Below are 16323 nucleotides of genomic sequence, written 5' to 3' on the forward strand. Positions count from 1 at the left end.
CCCCTGCAGGGGTCCGGGAGCGATCAGATGTCGTAGTACATCTCGAACTCGTGCGGGTGGGGGCGGAAGCGGATCGGGTCGACCTCGTTCTTGCGCTTCCACTCGATCCAGGTCTCGATGAGGTCCTTGGTGAAGACGTCGCCCTCGAGCAGGAACTCGTGGTCGGCCTCCAGCGCGTCGAGCACCTCGGGCAGCGAACCGGGGACCTGCGCGATGGCGTCGTGCTCCTCCGGCGGCAGCTCGTAGAGGTCCTTGTCCACGGGCTCCGGCGGCTCGATCCGGTTCTTGATGCCGTCGAGGCCGGCCATGAGCATCGCGGAGAACGCGAGGTACGGGTTGGCCGACGGGTCGGGCACGCGGAACTCGATGCGCTTGGCCTTCGGGCTGTCACCGGTGATCGGGATGCGCACGCACGCCGAGCGGTTGCGGGCCGAGTAGACCAGGTTGACCGGCGCCTCGTAGCCGGGGACCAGGCGGTGGTAGGAGTTCACCGTCGGGTTGGTGAACGCGAGCACCGCGGGGGCGTGCTTGAGCAGGCCACCGATGTACCAGCGCGCGATGTCCGACAGGCCGCCGTACCCGCGCTCGTCGTAGAACAGCGGCTCGCCGTCCTTCCACAGCGACTGGTGGCTGTGCATGCCGGAGCCGTTGTCACCGAACAGCGGCTTGGGCATGAAGGTGACGGTCTTGTCGTTGTTCCACGCGACGTTCTTGATGATGTACTTGAACTTCAGCACGTCGTCCGCGGCCTGCTTCAGGGTGTTGAAGCGGTAGTTGATCTCCTGCTGGCCCGCGGTGCCGACCTCGTGGTGGGCCCGCTCGACGGAGAGCCCGGCGGCGCCCAGGGCCAGGGTCATCTCGTCGCGGATGTCGGCGAAGTGGTCGACCGGCGGGACGGGGAAGTAGCCGCCCTTGTAGCGGGTCTTGTACCCCTTGTTGCCGCCCTCCTCCTCGCGGCCGGTGTTCCAGGCGGCCTCGATGGACTCGATGAAGTAGTAGCCGGCGTTCTGCTTGGTCTCGAAGCGCACGTCGTCGAAGACGTAGAACTCGGCCTCGGCGCCGAAGTACGCGGTGTCGGCGATGCCGGTCGACTTCAGGTAGGCCTCCGCCTTCGCCGCGATGTTGCGCGGGTCGCGGGAGTACTCCTCACCCGTGAACGGGTCCACGATGGAGAAGTTCAGGATGAGCGTCTTCTCCTTGCGGAACGGGTCGAGGTAGGCGCTCGTCGGGTCCGGGATGAGCTTCATGTCGGACTCGTGGATGGCCTGGAACCCGCGGATCGAGGACCCGTCGAACATCTGGCCGTTCTTCATGAAGTCCGCGTCCACGGTCTCGGCCGGCACGTTGAAGTGCTGCATGACGCCGGGCAGGTCGCAGAACCGCACATCGACGAACTTGACGTCCTCGTCCTTGATGAACTTCAGGACCTCGTCAGCGTTGCTGAACAATAGGGGCCTCCTGGTGGTGGTCCGGGCACACGTGCCCGATGGGGTCGCCACCGACCCTAGCGGGGCAGCATTGCCCGGGCATGACCCGCATGTTTCGCCGGTGTTACGCCGTGAGAGGCTGGTGCCGTGGTCGACCGCAAGGACATCGGCTCCTGGCTCGAGGGCCCGGGTGCACGGACCGGGGAGCCGTCGGGGCACCCCGGTGAGCGCCTGGGTATGCCGGCCAGCGGCACCGGCTCGGTGGGCCGCTTCGGCCGTCGGCTCGTCGGTGTCGTCATCGACTGGGTGGTCTGCCAGCTCATCGCCAGCGCGCTGTTCCACGTGCCGCTGCCGTTCCGCGGCGTGGCCAGCGGATCCGACTCGTTCCTGCTGCTGGCCGTCTTCGCCGTGGAGAACCTGCTGCTCGTCGGCACCCTCGGCAGCACGCTCGGCCACCGCCTCGTCGGGCTGCGGGTGGTGTCGCTGGACGGCCGCGCGGCCCGTCCGTTCCAGGTGCTCGTGCGCACCGTCCTGCTGTGCCTCTTCCTCCCGGCGATGTTCTGGGACAAGGACGGCCGCGGCCTGCACGACAAGGCCGCCGGCACCGTCATCGTCCGCACCTGACGCGACCCCACGGCACACCCCGGCCCCTGCGGCGGCCGGGGGCCGCAGGGGCCGCGGTCAGCGGCGGACCAGCACGGCGCGGATCCGGTCGGACGCCTCGCCCAGGATGGCGACGATCTCCCGGCTCTGCTCCGCCGTGACCCCGTGCCGCTTCCAGGCGTCGCGGGCGTCGCGGCGCAGCTGCTGCACGGCCCTGTCGAGGTCGCCGAACGCCTGCGCGTCGCTGCTGGTCCAGCTGCTCCAGGCGTCCCCGCCGCCGGCCGGGGCGGCGGTGCGCCTCGCCTCACGGGCGGCTGCCTTGAGCTCCGCGCGCAGGTCGCTCGTCTCCCCGCGCACACGTGAACGCACCTCCTGCGCGAGCTGGCGCACGGAGTCGTCGAGGTCGACCTGCAGGTGGGCCAGGTCGTCCTGGCGCTCGCGGACCTCGGCACGGCCGGCTTCGGTGATGCGGTAGACGGCTTTGCGTCCCTCGTCGGTCCGCTCGACGAGGCCCTCCTCCTCGAGCTTGGCCAGCCGCGGGTACACCGTGCCGGCGCTCGGGGAGTAGAGGCCGTTGAACCGCTGCTCGAGGTCCTGGATCACCTCGTAGCCGTGCCGCGGCCCGTCGTCGAGGAGGGCCAGCAGGTACAGGCGCAGCTGGCCGTGCGCGAAGACGGGGCTCACGCCGGTGCCCCGTCCCCGGCCCTGGCCGTGGTCGCCTGGAGCACCACCACGTTCCCGGACACGGCGCTGGCGTCGAGGTGCAACGCGCGCGCGCCGGCGGTGAGCCGCTGGCCGCTGTCCCGGCGGTGCACCTTCTGCCCGTCGATGACGACCTGGCCGGTGGCGGTGCTGGCCCTGACGTCGTACCCGTCGTGCGGCGCTCGCACGGTGACGTCGCCGGAGACCGAGTGGGACGCGATCCGCGACGAGGCGTTGGTCAGGTCGAGCGTGACATCGCCGCTGACGGTGTTGATCTCGACCTCGGGCAGGTCGCTCGCCTGGGCGGTGACCGCACCGGAGACGCTGTTCACCCGCAGGGGTCCGTGCAGGTGCCCGCACTCGACCTCCCCGGACACGGTGTTGACGTCGACGGCGCCAGCGACATCGTCGAGGGTGATCGTCCCCGAGACCGTGTTCACCCGGGCGGGGGAGCGCAGCCCGGCCAGGAGTCCGCTCGCGCTCACCGTGCCGACGGTCGCCCGGGCGTCCTCGGGCACCGAGATGCTCAGCGTCACGCGGTTGCGGTCCGGGAGGGTGACCCACTGCTTGAGCTTGCCCAGGACGCCTTCGCCCTCGGCGCCGTGGGTGACCTTGAGCGCCGTGCCGTCCCACGTGACCTTGAGCGGCGTGCCCTCGATCGCGGACACCTCGACCCGCGCCGTGGGGGAGTCGCTGTGGGTCACCACGTCCACGTGGCCGCCCACGACCCCCACCTTGAGCTCGCGCACCCGCTCCCCGTCGCCTCCGATGTCGAGCACCCGCGGGCTCTCGACCAGCCATTCCTGCGCCATCGTCCTGTCCTCCCATCATCGCGTTATATCGCGTTCAAGACACGTTATATCGCGTTTGGTTTGAGGGGCGCAAGCGGCGAGTGCGGCAGGAGCCGCGACCGCGGCTGGCCGTACGGGCGCAGGGGCGCACCGCAAGGTCACGAAAAGATCACGAAATGGGATCGCTCCCACACCACCTCTTGACCGGCGCCCCCGATCTGCGGCTCCATATCCGGGAGCGCTCCCAGTGAAGGGGGCCCGACGGAAAGGTGCAACGGTGCACATCCCCTCGCGCAGGCTGATCGGGTCAGCCGCACTTCTCGCCACGGTCGCCCTCTCCACCGCTGCGTGCGGTGGCAACGCCGGGGGCGCCGGCTCCGCCGGCTCGCAGAAGATCACCCTGCGGGTGAGCACCTTCGGCAAGTTCGGCTACACCGACCTGTACAAGCAGTACATGAAGGAGCACCCGAACGTGACCGTCGTCGAGACGGCGGAGGGTGACCTCGGCAAGTACAACACCCAGCTGATCCAGCGGATCGCCGCCGGCTCCGGCGCGGGGGACGTCGTCGCCCTCGAGGAGGGCCAGATCGTCAACTTCGTGCAGAGCGCGGACAAGTTCGTGAACCTGCAGGACTACGGCAGCAACGACCTCAAGGGCAACTTCCTCCCGTGGAAGTACGCCAACGCCACGACGGCCGACGGCAAGACCACGATCGGCCTCGGCACCGACGTGGGCGGCCTGGCCATGTGCTACCGCCGTGACCTGTTCCAGAAGGCGGGCCTGCCGACCGACCGCACCGAGGTGGCCAAGCTCTGGCCGACGTGGGACGACTACATCGCCACCGGCAAGCGCTACGAGGCCGGCATCAAGGACCCCAAGTCGCACTTCGTGGACAGTGCCACGAACACCTACAACTCGATCCTCATGCAGTCCTCCGACCACACCTACTTCGACCGCGACGAGAAGCTCGTCATCGACTCGAACCCGGGCGTCAAGGCGGCCTGGGACGAGAGCCTGAAGATGGTCGACTCGGGCCTGTCGGCCAAGCTCAAGTCCTTCTCCCCGGAGTGGAACGCCGGCTTCAAGAGCGGCTCCTTCGCGACGCTGGCCTGCCCCGCGTGGATGACCGGCTACATCAAGGACCAGGCCGGCGCCGAGAACAGCGGCAAGTGGGACATCACCACCGTCCCCGGCGGTGGCGGCAACTGGGGCGGCTCGTGGCTCGGCGTCCCCAAGCAGAGCAAGCACCAGAAGGAGGCCGTGGAGCTCGCCAAGTTCCTGACGAGCGGCTCCAGCCAGCTCGCCGCCTTCAAGGCGGTCGGAAACCTCCCCTCGAACCCGACGCTGTACACCGACCCGGCGCTGAAGGACGCGACCAACGAGTACTTCAACAACGCGCCCGTGGGTCAGCTCTTCGTGGCGGGTGCGGCCAACCTCAAGCCGGTCTTCCTCGGCGCGAAGAACCAGCCCGTGCGCGACGCGGTCGAGAACGCCATGCGCAGCGTCGAGGGCGGCCAGCGCAGTGCAGCAGACGGCTGGAAGGAAGCCGTGGCGGCTGCTGAGAAGGCCGCCAAGTAGGTCGGGCCACCGCCCACCACCCCGACTGCGGACGGGCGCCGGTCCTCTCGCGTGCCGGCGCCCGACCGCCACCACCCACCTCGGAAAGGGACGCCCGTGACGACCACGACGCCGACCTCCGCCCTCCCCACGCGGGCAGCACCTCCCGGTCGCCTGCGGCGCCTGCTCCGGCGCGCCGACGCCGGCCTCACGCCGTACGCGATGGTCTCGCCGTTCTTCATCCTCTTCGCGGTCTTCGGCCTCTTCCCGCTGCTGTACACGGCGTGGGTGAGCACCCACGACTGGAGCCTGCTGGCGGGGGACCAGGGCTGGGTCGGTCTGGGCAACTACGCGGAGCTCATGCAGGACTCGGACTTCTGGAACGCCATGCTCAACACCTTCGCGATGTTCGTCATCGCGACGGTGCCGCAGCTGGTGCTGGCCATGGTCCTGGCGCAGATGCTCGACTCCCGCCTGCGCGCAGCGACGTTCTGGCGCATGGGGATCCTGCTTCCGAACGTCACGTCCGTCGCCGCCGTCGGCATCATCTTCACGCTGATGTTCAGCCGCGACTTCGGGCTCTTCAACTGGCTGCTCGGCCACGTCGGGGTCGACCCGATCGCCTGGCAGGACCACCGCTGGTCGAGCTGGATCGCGATCTCCACGATGGTCGACTGGCGGTGGACCGGGTACAACGCCCTGATCCTGCTCGCGGCCCTGCAGTCGGTGCCGACCGAGATCTACGAGGCGGCGCGCATCGATGGCGCCAACGGCTGGCGCACCTTCTGGTCGATCACGGTGCCGATGCTGCGCCCGACCCTCATCTTCGTCACCATCGTCGCCACGATCGGCGGGACGCAGCTGTTCACCGAGCCGCTGCTGTTCAACCCCGGGGCGAACTCGATCAACGGCGGCACGACCGGCCAGTTCCAGACGGCCGCCATGTACCTCGTCCAGAACGCGTTCACGGGCCAGCGGTTCGGCTACGCCGCGACCATCGCGTGGGTGCTGTTCCTGTTCATCGCCGCGTTCTCGGCAGTCAACGTGCTGCTGCTGCGGCGCATCCGGTCGGCGGAGTGAGGACACCATGACCCAGACCCAGCTCCCCGCCGCTGCGCCCGCTGCGAGCGGCGCCGAGCCCCCGGCGCATCGGGCACGCGGGCTGCGACGCCCACTGCGCGCACGTCCGCCCCGGTCGCTCGGAGCTGCCGCCTCGCGCAGCACCGGTGCGACCCCGGCGAGCCGGCTCGTCTACCTGTGCCTCGCGGTGTCGGTGCTGCTGTCGGCCGGCCCGCTGTACTACATGGTCGTCATGGCGTCGCGGCCCAACAGCGACATCTCCTCCGTCCCGCCGCCGCTGACGCCCGGTGGCGACCTCGTCACCAACATCTCGCGCGTGTTCGCCAACCAGGACGTGCTGTTCGGCCGGGCGATGCTCAACTCGCTGCTGGTGGCCGGTGCCGCGACCGTGTCGGTCGTCGTGCTGTCCTCGCTTGCCGGGTTCGCGTTCGCCAAGCTGCAGTTCCGCGGCCGGAACGCGCTGCTGCTCGTCGTCGTCGCGACCATGATGGTCCCGGTCCAGCTCGGCCTGGTGCCGCTCTACATGCTCATGTCGAAGCTCGGCCTCGCCGGGACGCTGTGGTCGGCGCTGCTGCCCTTCCTCGTCAGCGGGTTCGGCGTGTTCATGATGCGGCAGTACGCCGCACAGTCGATCCCCACCGAGCTCATCGAGGCCGCGCGGGTCGACGGTGCGTCGACGACGCGGATCTTCTTCTCCGTCGTCTTCCCGGTCCTGCGACCGGCCGCAGCGGTGCTCGGGTTGCTCACGTTCATGGAGCGGTGGAACGACTTCCTGTGGCCCTACCTCACGCTCGACGCCGACCACCCCACGGTGCAGGTGGCGCTGTCGCGGCTCTCGGGTGGCTACTACACCGACCAGGCGCTCGTGATGGCCGGGACCCTGCTGGGGACCCTGCCGCTCGTCGTGGTCTTCATCGTGTTCGGCCGCCAGATCATCGGCGGCATCATGCAGGGCGGAGTCAAAGGATGACCATGACCGGACAGGACCCCTTGTCGCGCAACGCATTTCCCGCGGACTTCACGTGGGGCGTGGCGACCTCGAGCTACCAGATCGAGGGCGGCACCAAGGAGGACCACCGCGGTCCCTCGATCTGGGACACCTTCTCGGGGACCCCCGGGCGCGTGGTCGACGGGGACACCGGCGAGGTGGCCGTCGAGCACTTCCACCGGTACGAGGAGGACGTCGCGCTCATGGCGGACATCGGCGTCGAGGCCTACCGGTTCTCCGTGGCGTGGCCGCGGGTGCAGCCGACCGGCTCGGGCCCGGTCAACGTTGCCGGGCTGGACTTCTACGACCGCCTCGTCGACGCGCTCCTCGCCCGCGGCATCACCCCCTGGGCGACGCTGTACCACTGGGACCTGCCGCAACCGCTCGAGGACGCGGGCGGGTGGCCCCTGCGCGCCACCGCCGAGCGGTTCGCCGAGTATGCCGGGCACGTCGCCCAGGCGCTGGGCGACCGGGTGGGGCACTTCATCACCCTCAACGAGCCGTGGTGCTCGGCCTTCCTGGGCTACGGCAGCGGCCGGCACGCTCCCGGCCGCTCGGACCCCGCCGACGCGCTGGCCGCCTCGCACCACCTGCTGCTCGGCCACGGGCTGGCCGTCGAGGCGGTCCGTGGCGCCGCCCCCACCGCACAGGTGGGCATCACCCTGAACCTGTACCCGGTCGACGGCGCCCACGACGGCCACGGGGTGGCGGACGCCGTGCGCCGGGTCGACGGCCTCGCCAACCGCTGGTTCCTCGACCCCGTGCTGCGCGGCGCCTACCCCAAGGACGTCGTCGAGGACGTGCGGCACCTCAGCGACCTCTCGTTCGTCCACGACGGCGACCTCGACGTCGTCTCGGCACCGCTGGACTTCCTCGGCGTCAACTACTACACCCGTCACGTGGTGGCCCCCGGGGCATTCCCCGGGACCGCGGACGTCGACTTCCAGGGGCGGGGCCTGCCGACGACGGCCATGGGCTGGGAGGTCGACCCCGACGGGCTCTTCGACATCCTCACGCGGGTGACGCGCGACTACGGCGACCTGCCGCTGGTCATGACCGAGAACGGCGCGGCGTTCGACGACGTCCTGGTCGACGGGCGCGTGCACGACGAGCAGCGCGTGGAGTTCCTGCGCGGCCACCTCGACGCAGGGCGCAGGGCGATCGAGGCCGGGGTCCCGCTGACGGGGTACTTCGCCTGGTCGCTCATGGACAACTTCGAGTGGGCGGAGGGGTACGCCAAGCGGTTCGGGCTGGTGCACGTCGACTTCCGCACGCAGGAGCGCACCGTCAAGGACAGCGGACGGTGGTACTCGGAGTTCCTGACCGGCACGCCATACTGACGCCCATGAGCAGTGCGCGCGGTGGCCAGCCCACCCTCGAGGAGGTCGCCACCCGCGCCGGAGTGGGACGTGGCACCGTGTCGCGCGTCATCAACGGGTCACCGCAGGTCTCAGAGCGCACGCGCGCCCGCGTCATGCAGGCGGTCAGCGACCTCGGCTACGTGCCCAACATGGCCGCACGGGCGCTGGTCACGCGGCGGACGGGCGCGATCGCGCTCGTGATCTCGGAGCCGGAGGAGCGCATCTTCGGCGAGCCGTTCTTCGCCGGGGTGGTGCGCGGCATCACCACGGTGGTGGGCGAGTCCTCGCGCCAGCTCGTGCTCGCCCTGGTGCAGAACCGCGAGCAGGCCGAGCGGCTCGACAGCTACCTGACGCCGCAGCACGTCGACGGGGTCCTCGTGCTGTCGGCGCACGACAGCGACACCCTCCCGGGACGGATCCAGGGCCGCGGGCTGCCCATCGTCCTGTGTGGCCGCCCGACCAGCGAGCAGGACCTCAGCTGGGTCGACGTCGACAACATCGGCGGCGCGCGGGCCGCGGCGGCGCACCTGCTCGCCGAGGGACGTCGCCGCGTGGCGCTCATCGCCGGGCCACAGGACATGATCGCCGGCCGCGACCGCCTCGAGGGCTACCAGCAGGCGTTGCGCGACGCCGGTGTCGCCGTGGACGACAGCCTCGTCGAGACCGGCGACTTCACCGAGGCGAGCGGGGCCGGCGCCATGCGGGCGCTGCTGCAGCGCCGCCCCGACGTCGACGCCGTGTTCGCCTCCAGCGACCTCATGGCGCTCGGCGCGATCCGGGTGCTGCGGGAGGCGGGTCGGTCGGTGCCGGCGGACGTGGCGGTGGTCGGGTTCGACGACGGCCCGGTGGCCGCGGTGGCCGAGCCGGCCCTCACGACGGTGCACCAGCCCATGGAGCAGCTCGGGCGCGAGATGGCGACCATGCTGCTGTCGCGGATCAAGGGCGGGGGCGATTCGGGTCCCTCGCACGTCGTGCTCGACACGCACCTGGTCACCCGCGCCTCCGCCTGAGGCCGCGCGGCCGGGGCCCTTCGCCCAGGGCCACATCCGGGGCGCCGCCGCCTGGGGCCGCGCGGCCGGGGTTGGGGTCGTCCGTCCGAGGCGGGGTGGCCTGGAGCGGGGCTCAGCGGCCGCGCATGGCCTTGCGGTCGACGCGGGCACGCATGGGGTCCATGCCGGCGGGGATGGGCGGGCGGACGCCGCCGAGGGCCTTGAGCCGCTTGTTGACGGCGGCGGCCTCCTCCTTGGTGAGGACCGGCTTCATCCGCGTCATCTTCGCGCTGACCTTGCGGACCGGCACCTGGTCGGCCTCGTCGCCGACGACCAGGGTCGTGACCGGGACGCCGGGGGCCACGCGCTCGACCTTCTTGCGCTCCTGCGCGACCAGCTTGGAGCGTCGGGCGTTCGGGCCCTCGGCCACGAGCACCACACCGGCCCGGCCGACCGCGCGGTAGACGAACGCCGCACCGGCCATGTCCTCGGGGCGGGTCCCGCGGGCGCCGTCGACCGCCACCGGCTGCTGGTCGTAGTACCAGCCGCGACGCAGGGCGCCGAGGGCGGCACCGGCCGCGCCGGGCTGGCCCTCGATGCCGCGGAACGCGGCCCGCTCGGCCTTGCGGCTCAGGACGAGCACTGCGGCGAGCAGCCCGAGCGGGATCGACAGGACGAGCGCGTAGACCCAGTGGCCGAGCAGGGCGCCGATGCCGACGCCGACGACGAGCACCGCGAGGAAGGCCAGCAGCATCCACCAGGGGATGGTCGGGTCGACCTGACGCGCCGCCGTGTAGACCTGGCGGACCTGTGCGAGGCGACCCGGCTCCTTGGGCGTGCCGGACTGCTGCTTCTCCTTGCGGGCCATGGGGTCGAGGATACCGTCAGGCGGAGGTGCCGAGAGCCGCCGGCGTGCGCGCGGCGACGAGCGAGGCAGCCTCCTGGCGGGCGGGGTCACCGGCCGCGTCGGCGAGGTGCTGCAGGTGCTCGGGGATCGGGCGGCCCCACTTCTTCATGGCCGTGGCCCAGAGGCGGCCGGCGCGGTAGGACGAGCGCACCAGCGGCCCGGCCATGACGCCCTTGAAGCCCATCTCCTCGGCGACCTGGCTCCAGTGCACGAACTCCTCGGGCTTGACCCACCGGTCGATCGGGTGGTGCAGCTTCGAGGGGCGCAGGTACTGGGTGATCGTGAGGATGTCGCAGCCCGCGTCGTGCAGGTCGCGGATCGCCTGCTCGACCTCGTGGTCCTGCTCACCCATGCCGAGGATGAGGTTGGACTTCGTCACCAGCTCGGCGTCGCGCGCCATCGACAGGACCTTGAGCGACTTGTCGTACGTGAACGCCGGCCGGATCTCCTTGAAGATCCGGGGCACGGTCTCGAGGTTGTGCGCGAACACCTCGGGCCGGGCGTCGAAGACCTGGCCGACGAGCTCGGGCTTGGCGCCGAAGTCGGGCGGGAGGATCTCGACGCCGGTGTTCGGGTTCTTCTCGTGGATCTGCCGGATCGTCTCGGCGTACAGCCACGCGGCACCGTCGGGCTGGTCGTCGCGGGCCACGCCGGTGACGGTCGAGTAGCGCAGGCCCATCTGGGCGACCGACTCGGCCACGCGACGCGGCTCGTCGAGGTCGAGCGCCAGCGGGCGGCCGGAGGCGATGTCGCAGAAGTCGCAACGGCGGGTGCAGATGTCGCCGCCGATGAGGAAGGTCGCCTCTCGGTCCTCCCAGCACTCGAAGATGTTGGGGCAGCCCGCCTCCTGGCAGACCGTGTGCAGCCCCTCGGTCTTCACCATCGAGTGCAGCTTGGTGTACTCCGGGCCCATCTTGGCGGTCGTCCGGATCCACTCGGGCTTGCGCTCGATCGGCGTCTCGGCGTTGCGTGCCTCGACACGCAGCAGCCGACGGCCCTCGGGTGCGACGGTCACGAAGACTCCCTTGCCTTGCGTTGTGCGTCCGGCGCGCCACCACCAGCCGGTATGCCGTGGGGCACGGGGGCGCCCGGAGGTTCCCGGGCGTCCTCCAAGACTACGCCTGCGCCCCGTGGCGTATTCCGGCGCCCGGTCTGGTGCCGACCTGCGCCGCCGGGGCGCAGACGTCCGGGCAGGCGCGCGTTGTCTCACCCGCCGAAGGGGCCGGTGACCTCCGGGAAGTAGGTCATCCGGACCGCGTCGGCGAACACGTACACCATGAGCAGCGCCGTGCCCGCGTTGAGGACCAGCGCGGCCCACGCCCCGGCACGTCCGCCGCGGCGCAGCGCCGCCCGCGCCAGCCCCATGCCGAGCGCCGGCGCCGCCACCGCGACGAGGAACAGCAGGGTCGTGACGGTCCACCCCGCCACGTCACGGGCCATCAGGGGCAGGTCGCCCTCGTGCAGCCCGAGCAGCGGCAGCATGAGGAACGTGCCGACCACGTCGGTGAGCCAGAAGACGAGCACGAAGGCCGGCACCACCAGCAGGGACCACTGGGTCAGCTGCCGGTGCGTGCGGACGGGGCGACCGGCTGCGCGGGGTGGCGTGAGGGTCGACATGGGGTCCTCCTTCAGCGGGGTCCACCCCCATCCCATCGGGAGGGGACGGTGCCCAGCAGGGACGGAGGTCCCGGTGCACCTACGCGGAGGCGAGGACCTCGGTCAGGTGCTTCTCGGCATACGGGAGCACGTCCTGCACGGTGACCACGCGCCCGGCCTCGCGGCTGATCGAGCTGACCCCGGCGTCCTCGATGCCGCAGGCGATGATGTTGTCCGCCCACGACAGGTCGGCGTCGCAGTTGAGCGCGAAGCCGTGCATGGTCACCTGCTTGCTGACCCGCACGCCGATCGCACCGAGCTTGCGGTCGGGGCCGCGCTCGTCCGCGAGGACCCACACGCCGGAGCGGCCCTCGACCCGCACGGTCTCGACGCCGAACTCACGGCAGGTGCGGATCATGACCTCCTCGAGCCGGCGGACGTGGGCGACCACGTCGATCGGGACGCCGTGCAGCCGCACGATGGGGTACCCGACGAGCTGGCCGGGCCCGTGCCACGTGATGAGGCCACCCCGGTCGACGTCGACGACCGGGGTGCCGTCCTTGGGCCGCTGGTGCTCCTCGGTGCGCTTCCCGGCCGTGTAGACGGGCGAGTGCTCGAGCAGGAGCACGGTGTCCTCCCCGCCCTCCACCACCGACGCGTGCACCTCGCGCTGGTGCGCCCAGCCGGCCTGGTAGTCGACGAAGTCGGGCGCGAAGCCCACGTGCTCGAACCGCATGGGCACCACGGTACGCCGCGGCCCCCGCGGGTCAGGGAGTGGGCAGCCTGCGCGGCTCGAGGCGCTCCTCACGCGCCTGGTCGCCGTCACGGGTCACGACGTACGCGCCCTTGCCGTCTGCCTCGGTGACCGCCTCGACGAGCTCGGTGCCGCGGTAGACCAGCCCGACGCCGTCGTCGGTGCAGTGCGTGGTGGGCAGCGTGCCGTCCGCCACGAGCCGGTGGACCAGCGGGCGCCGGCGGCCCTCGGAGTCGTAGTGGACCCCGTTGCCGTACGGCAGGAAGCCCAGGCCGTCGGTCACGGCGCGCAGCTCCGGGCCGAAGGAGTCGGTCGTGCCGCCGAGGTACCAGCAGATCGAGCCGGCGGAGACGCCGGACAGGACGACACCGGCCTCCCAGACCCGGCGGAACACCGCGTCGAGCTCGTGCACCCGCCAGACGGCGAGCAGGTTCGCCACCGAGCCGCCGTTGACCCAGACCACGTCCTGGACGAGCAGGTGGCCCTCGACGTCGTCGAGGTTCGGCATCGGGAACAGGTGCAGGTTGGTGAGGTCGAAGCCCGCCACGCGCGCGGCCTCGTGCAGGTCGTCGGCCATCCCCCGCTGGTCGCCGCTCGCCGTGCCCAGCACCGTGACGCGGGGCCGGCGGCCGGTCACGCCCGACAGCTCGACCGCGTGGTGCACGAGGCCGTCGAACTCGAAGCGGGTGCGGTCCCCGAAGCGGTAGCCGCCGGACGTGGCGAGGATGGTGGGCTGGTCGGAGGGCATGGCCCGGACCCTATGCCGGGCTGTGGACAACGGCGGAGGCAGCCCCGGCGGACGGCAGACTCGGGGGGCATGGAGGGGTTCGACGACGAGGGGTTCGACGAGGGGCTCGGCGGTGGTGCAGGAGGGCCCGTGCGGGCTGGTGCGCCGGCGGACGCTGTGCCGCGCGCGGGCGTGGGTGTGGGCGAGGTGCGGGGGAGTGCGGTGGCACCGCCGGAAGTGCCCGGGTACGACGTGCGTGAGCTCCTCGGGAGGGGCAGCTCGGGGGACGTCTGGGCGGCCACCCGGTGCGGCGACGGCGCGCCGCTGGCGGTCAAGGTGGTGCCGGTCGGCACCGGCGCGCAGGCAGCCCTCGCGGCCCGTGAGCTGGCCGTGCTCGCGCGGGTCGACGTGGAGGGGCTGGTGCAGTTCCACGAGGCAGTCGGTCTGGCCGGCGAACCGCCTGCGGTGGCGGTGGTGCTCGACCGGGTCGGCGGTGGCTCCCTGGCTCGGGTCGTGGCCGCACGCGGCCACCTCAGCGCAGGGGAGACGGTCACGGTGCTCGCGCCGGTCGCGCGGGCGCTCGCCGGCCTGCATGCTGCCGGGGTCGTGCACGGGGACGTCAGCCCCGCCAACGTGCTGCTCGAGCTCAGCGGACGGCCCCTGCTCGCCGACCTCGGGGTGGCGAGGGTGGCAGGGGCGGGTCCCGACGAGGTCTGGGGCACGCAGGGCTTCGTCGCGCCCGAGGTCCTCGACGGGCGGCTGCCGGGACCGGCCGCCGACGTGTATGCCGTGGGTGCGCTCGCCTGGTGGTGCGCCACGGGCGAGCCGCCCGGACCGGGCGCCCTGCGGGCCCCCGTCGACGAGGTCCTCCCCGACCTGCCCGAGGCCTGGCGACGGCTGACGGCGCGCGCGCTGGCCGGCGACCCGGGCGCGCGTCCCGGCGCGGCCGAGCTGGCACTGGGCTACTTCGACGCCGTGCCCTGCGAGCCGTTGCGGATGACCGTGGGGGCGGACGAGACGTCATTGCTGACCCAGCGCATCCGCGACGCCGGACGCCCGTCCGACGCGCCGGCGCCCCGGTCCACCGACCCGCACCCCGAGCGGCTGGGCGGGGCGCTGCGCGCTGCCGTGGGCAGGCTGCGTGCGGGGCTGGGCCGCCTGCCCGTGGCCGGGTTGTCCCCACCGCGGTGGTCCGTCCGGCGGTGGTCCGTGCCGAGGGCGCCGAGCGGCCGCCTCGTCACCACGGTGCTGTTGCTCGCCGCGCTCGCGGCGGTCGTCGTGCCCGCCGGCGTCGTCGTCGCCGGCGGGGTGTCCGCTCCCGGGTGGCTACCGGGTGACGCGCGGACCGCCGGAGCCCCACAGACCACGGCATCCTCGCCGTCGCCGCCGCGGGACCCGCTCACGGATCGGCGCGCTCCCCAGCGCGACGCGCGTGGCCTGGCCCAGGCGCTCGCCGACGACCGGGCTCGACTCGTGGAGGCGGGCGACCCGGCTCGGCTCGGCGTCCTCGACGCGCCGGGTTCGCAGGCGCTGCGCAAGGACACCGACGCCTTGCGCGAGCTGGCCGACCGGCACGAGCGGTACGCCGGAGTCCGGCTCACCGCGCGCGCCGTGCGGCTCGTGACGGTCTCGGCCACGAAGGCGACGATCGACGCGTCGGTCGACACGGCGGCATACGAGGTGGTCGGCACCGGACACGTCGAGCAGCGCCCGGCGACGACCGGTGAACCGCTGCGGCTCCTCCTCGTGTGGCACGACGGGAGGTGGAAGGTGGACGCCGTGACCGACCAGTCCGCCGGGTGAGCCCGCAGGCGCTCAGGCCTGCTCGAGCACCCAGCGCAGGGCGGAGGCGACGTCCCCGTCGGTGTGCGTGAAGCCGCTCTCGGTGAGGCGGCCGGGGACGACCCGCTTGCTGTGCAGGACCTCGTCGGCGAACCCGCCGAGGACGAGCCGGATCCCGAAGGCCGGCGCGGGCAGCACCGCCGGACGGTGCAGCTGCCGGCCGAGCTCGCGGGCCACCTCGACCTGGCGGTCCGGGTGCGGGCCGACGAGGTTGACCGGGCCGGTGACCTCGGGGTGGTCGATGAGGTGGACGAGGCCGGCGACGGTGTCGCGCAACGAGATCCACGGCCACCACTGGCGACCGTTGCCGAGCGGTCCGTTGATGCCGGCCTTGGCGAGCGGAAGCATCTTGGCCATGGCCCCACCACCGGGCGCGAGCACCAGCCCCGTGCGGGGGTGGACGACCGGGAGCCCGGCGTCGCGAGCGGGGTCCGCGGCGCCCTCCCAGGCCCGCACCACGTCGCTGAGGAACGTGTCACCGGGGGCCGACTCCTCGGTCAGCACCTCGTCTCCGCGGTCGCCGTAGTAGCCGACGGCGGACGCCGAGACGAGGCGGACGGGCGCGCCGAGCTCGACCAGTGCCCGGACGACGGTGGCCGTCGAGTCGACCCGGGAGCTGAGGATGAGCTGCTGGTACGACGGGGTCCAGCGCTTGTCGCCCACGCCGGCCCCCGCGAGGTTGACGACGGCGGTGACCCCCTCGAGGCCCCGGGGGTCGAGCCGGCGGCCGGACGGGTCCCACTCCACCTCGTCGCCGGCCGTGGGCGCGCGCCGGACGAGCCGGACGACCTCGTCGCCGCGCTCGCGCAGGGCTGCCGACAGCGCGCTGCCGATCAGTCCGGTCGAACCCGTGATGGCTACGCGCTGCGGCATGGGGGTCTCCTGCGGGTCGGGCGCTCGGCTCCGGTGATCGGGCCGAGCGGTCGAGTCGTGTGGTCGAGTCGAGCGGTGGGTGCTGGGTCGGCGGTGTCCTCGATGGTCTCGGGGCGGTCGTACTC

16 protein-coding genes are annotated in these 16323 nt (G+C 72.1%); 7 read left to right on the forward strand and 9 right to left on the reverse strand.

Annotated elements, in window-relative coordinates; all coding sequences use genetic code 11:
- Positions 1-23: 23 nt before the first annotated feature.
- Entirely contained in the window at positions 24-1448 is a 1425-nt protein-coding gene (glnA, locus tag ACFUC1_RS16970; protein ID WP_379121880.1) for a type I glutamate--ammonia ligase, read from the reverse strand.
- 126 nt (positions 1449-1574) lie between these two features.
- Between glnA and ACFUC1_RS16975 the strand changes: the two genes are divergently transcribed.
- Positions 1575-2051, forward strand: coding sequence for an RDD family protein (locus ACFUC1_RS16975; RefSeq protein WP_379121882.1), 477 nt, complete (start codon positions 1575-1577; stop codon positions 2049-2051).
- Positions 2052-2108: 57 nt separating this feature from the next.
- Here the strand turns inward: ACFUC1_RS16975 and ACFUC1_RS16980 are convergent, their stop codons facing one another.
- Positions 2109-2714 (reverse strand): PadR family transcriptional regulator, encoded by a 606-nt coding sequence (locus ACFUC1_RS16980; protein ID WP_379121884.1) that lies wholly within the window; start codon positions 2712-2714, stop codon positions 2109-2111.
- Positions 2711-3544 carry a DUF4097 family beta strand repeat-containing protein gene (locus tag ACFUC1_RS16985; protein WP_379121885.1) on the reverse strand — a complete coding sequence of 278 codons (834 nt, stop codon included), beginning with the start codon at positions 3542-3544 and terminating at the stop codon, positions 2711-2713. The genes ACFUC1_RS16980 and ACFUC1_RS16985 overlap by 4 nt, the downstream gene beginning before the upstream one ends.
- Positions 3545-3800: 256 nt before the next feature.
- Between ACFUC1_RS16985 and ACFUC1_RS16990 the strand changes: the two genes are divergently transcribed.
- The 5 genes from ACFUC1_RS16990 to ACFUC1_RS17010 all read left to right on the forward strand — a co-directional run bounded on the left by ACFUC1_RS16990 (position 3801) and on the right by ACFUC1_RS17010 (position 9520).
- Complete coding sequence (locus tag ACFUC1_RS16990) at positions 3801-5102, forward strand: extracellular solute-binding protein (protein WP_379121887.1); 1302 nt, start codon at positions 3801-3803, stop codon at positions 5100-5102.
- Positions 5103-5198: 96 nt separating this feature from the next.
- Entirely contained in the window at positions 5199-6161 is a 963-nt protein-coding gene (locus tag ACFUC1_RS16995) for a carbohydrate ABC transporter permease (protein ID WP_379121889.1), read from the forward strand.
- Positions 6162-6168: 7 nt separating this feature from the next.
- Positions 6169-7131 (forward strand): carbohydrate ABC transporter permease, encoded by a 963-nt coding sequence (locus ACFUC1_RS17000; protein WP_379121891.1) that lies wholly within the window; start codon positions 6169-6171, stop codon positions 7129-7131.
- 2 nt (positions 7132-7133) lie between these two features.
- Positions 7134-8489 (forward strand): GH1 family beta-glucosidase, encoded by a 1356-nt coding sequence (locus ACFUC1_RS17005; RefSeq protein ID WP_379121893.1) that lies wholly within the window; start codon positions 7134-7136, stop codon positions 8487-8489.
- Positions 8490-8494: 5 nt separating this feature from the next.
- A complete protein-coding gene (locus ACFUC1_RS17010; protein WP_379121895.1) occupies positions 8495-9520 on the forward strand; it encodes a LacI family DNA-binding transcriptional regulator in 1026 nt (341 codons plus the stop codon).
- 112 nt (positions 9521-9632) lie between these two features.
- Here the strand turns inward: ACFUC1_RS17010 and ACFUC1_RS17015 are convergent, their stop codons facing one another.
- The 5 genes from ACFUC1_RS17015 to ACFUC1_RS17035 all read right to left on the reverse strand — a co-directional run bounded on the left by ACFUC1_RS17015 (position 9633) and on the right by ACFUC1_RS17035 (position 13504).
- Entirely contained in the window at positions 9633-10367 is a 735-nt protein-coding gene (locus tag ACFUC1_RS17015; protein ID WP_379121896.1) for a DUF4191 domain-containing protein, read from the reverse strand.
- A 16-nt stretch (positions 10368-10383) separates the two neighbouring features.
- Entirely contained in the window at positions 10384-11421 is a 1038-nt protein-coding gene (lipA, locus tag ACFUC1_RS17020) for a lipoyl synthase (RefSeq protein ID WP_379121898.1), read from the reverse strand.
- 191 nt (positions 11422-11612) lie between these two features.
- Positions 11613-12023 (reverse strand): hypothetical protein, encoded by a 411-nt coding sequence (locus ACFUC1_RS17025; RefSeq protein ID WP_379121900.1) that lies wholly within the window; start codon positions 12021-12023, stop codon positions 11613-11615.
- A gap of 79 nt (positions 12024-12102) precedes the next feature.
- Entirely contained in the window at positions 12103-12738 is a 636-nt protein-coding gene (lipB, locus tag ACFUC1_RS17030) for a lipoyl(octanoyl) transferase LipB (RefSeq protein WP_379121902.1), read from the reverse strand.
- Positions 12739-12769: 31 nt separating this feature from the next.
- A complete protein-coding gene (locus ACFUC1_RS17035; RefSeq protein WP_379121904.1) occupies positions 12770-13504 on the reverse strand; it encodes a Type 1 glutamine amidotransferase-like domain-containing protein in 735 nt (244 codons plus the stop codon).
- Between the two features lie 69 nt (positions 13505-13573).
- Between ACFUC1_RS17035 and ACFUC1_RS17040 the strand changes: the two genes are divergently transcribed.
- Positions 13574-15286, forward strand: coding sequence for a protein kinase (locus ACFUC1_RS17040; RefSeq protein WP_379121906.1), 1713 nt, complete (start codon positions 13574-13576; stop codon positions 15284-15286).
- Positions 15287-15298: 12 nt separating this feature from the next.
- Here ACFUC1_RS17040 and ACFUC1_RS17045 read toward each other — a convergent pair whose 3' ends face one another.
- Positions 15299-16198 carry a TIGR01777 family oxidoreductase gene (locus tag ACFUC1_RS17045; protein WP_379121908.1) on the reverse strand — a complete coding sequence of 300 codons (900 nt, stop codon included), beginning with the start codon at positions 16196-16198 and terminating at the stop codon, positions 15299-15301.
- Positions 16199-16323: the final 125 nt, after the last annotated feature.

This window comes from Pedococcus sp. NPDC057267 (assembly GCF_042668795.1).
Lineage (GTDB): Bacteria > Actinomycetota > Actinomycetes > Actinomycetales > Dermatophilaceae > Pedococcus.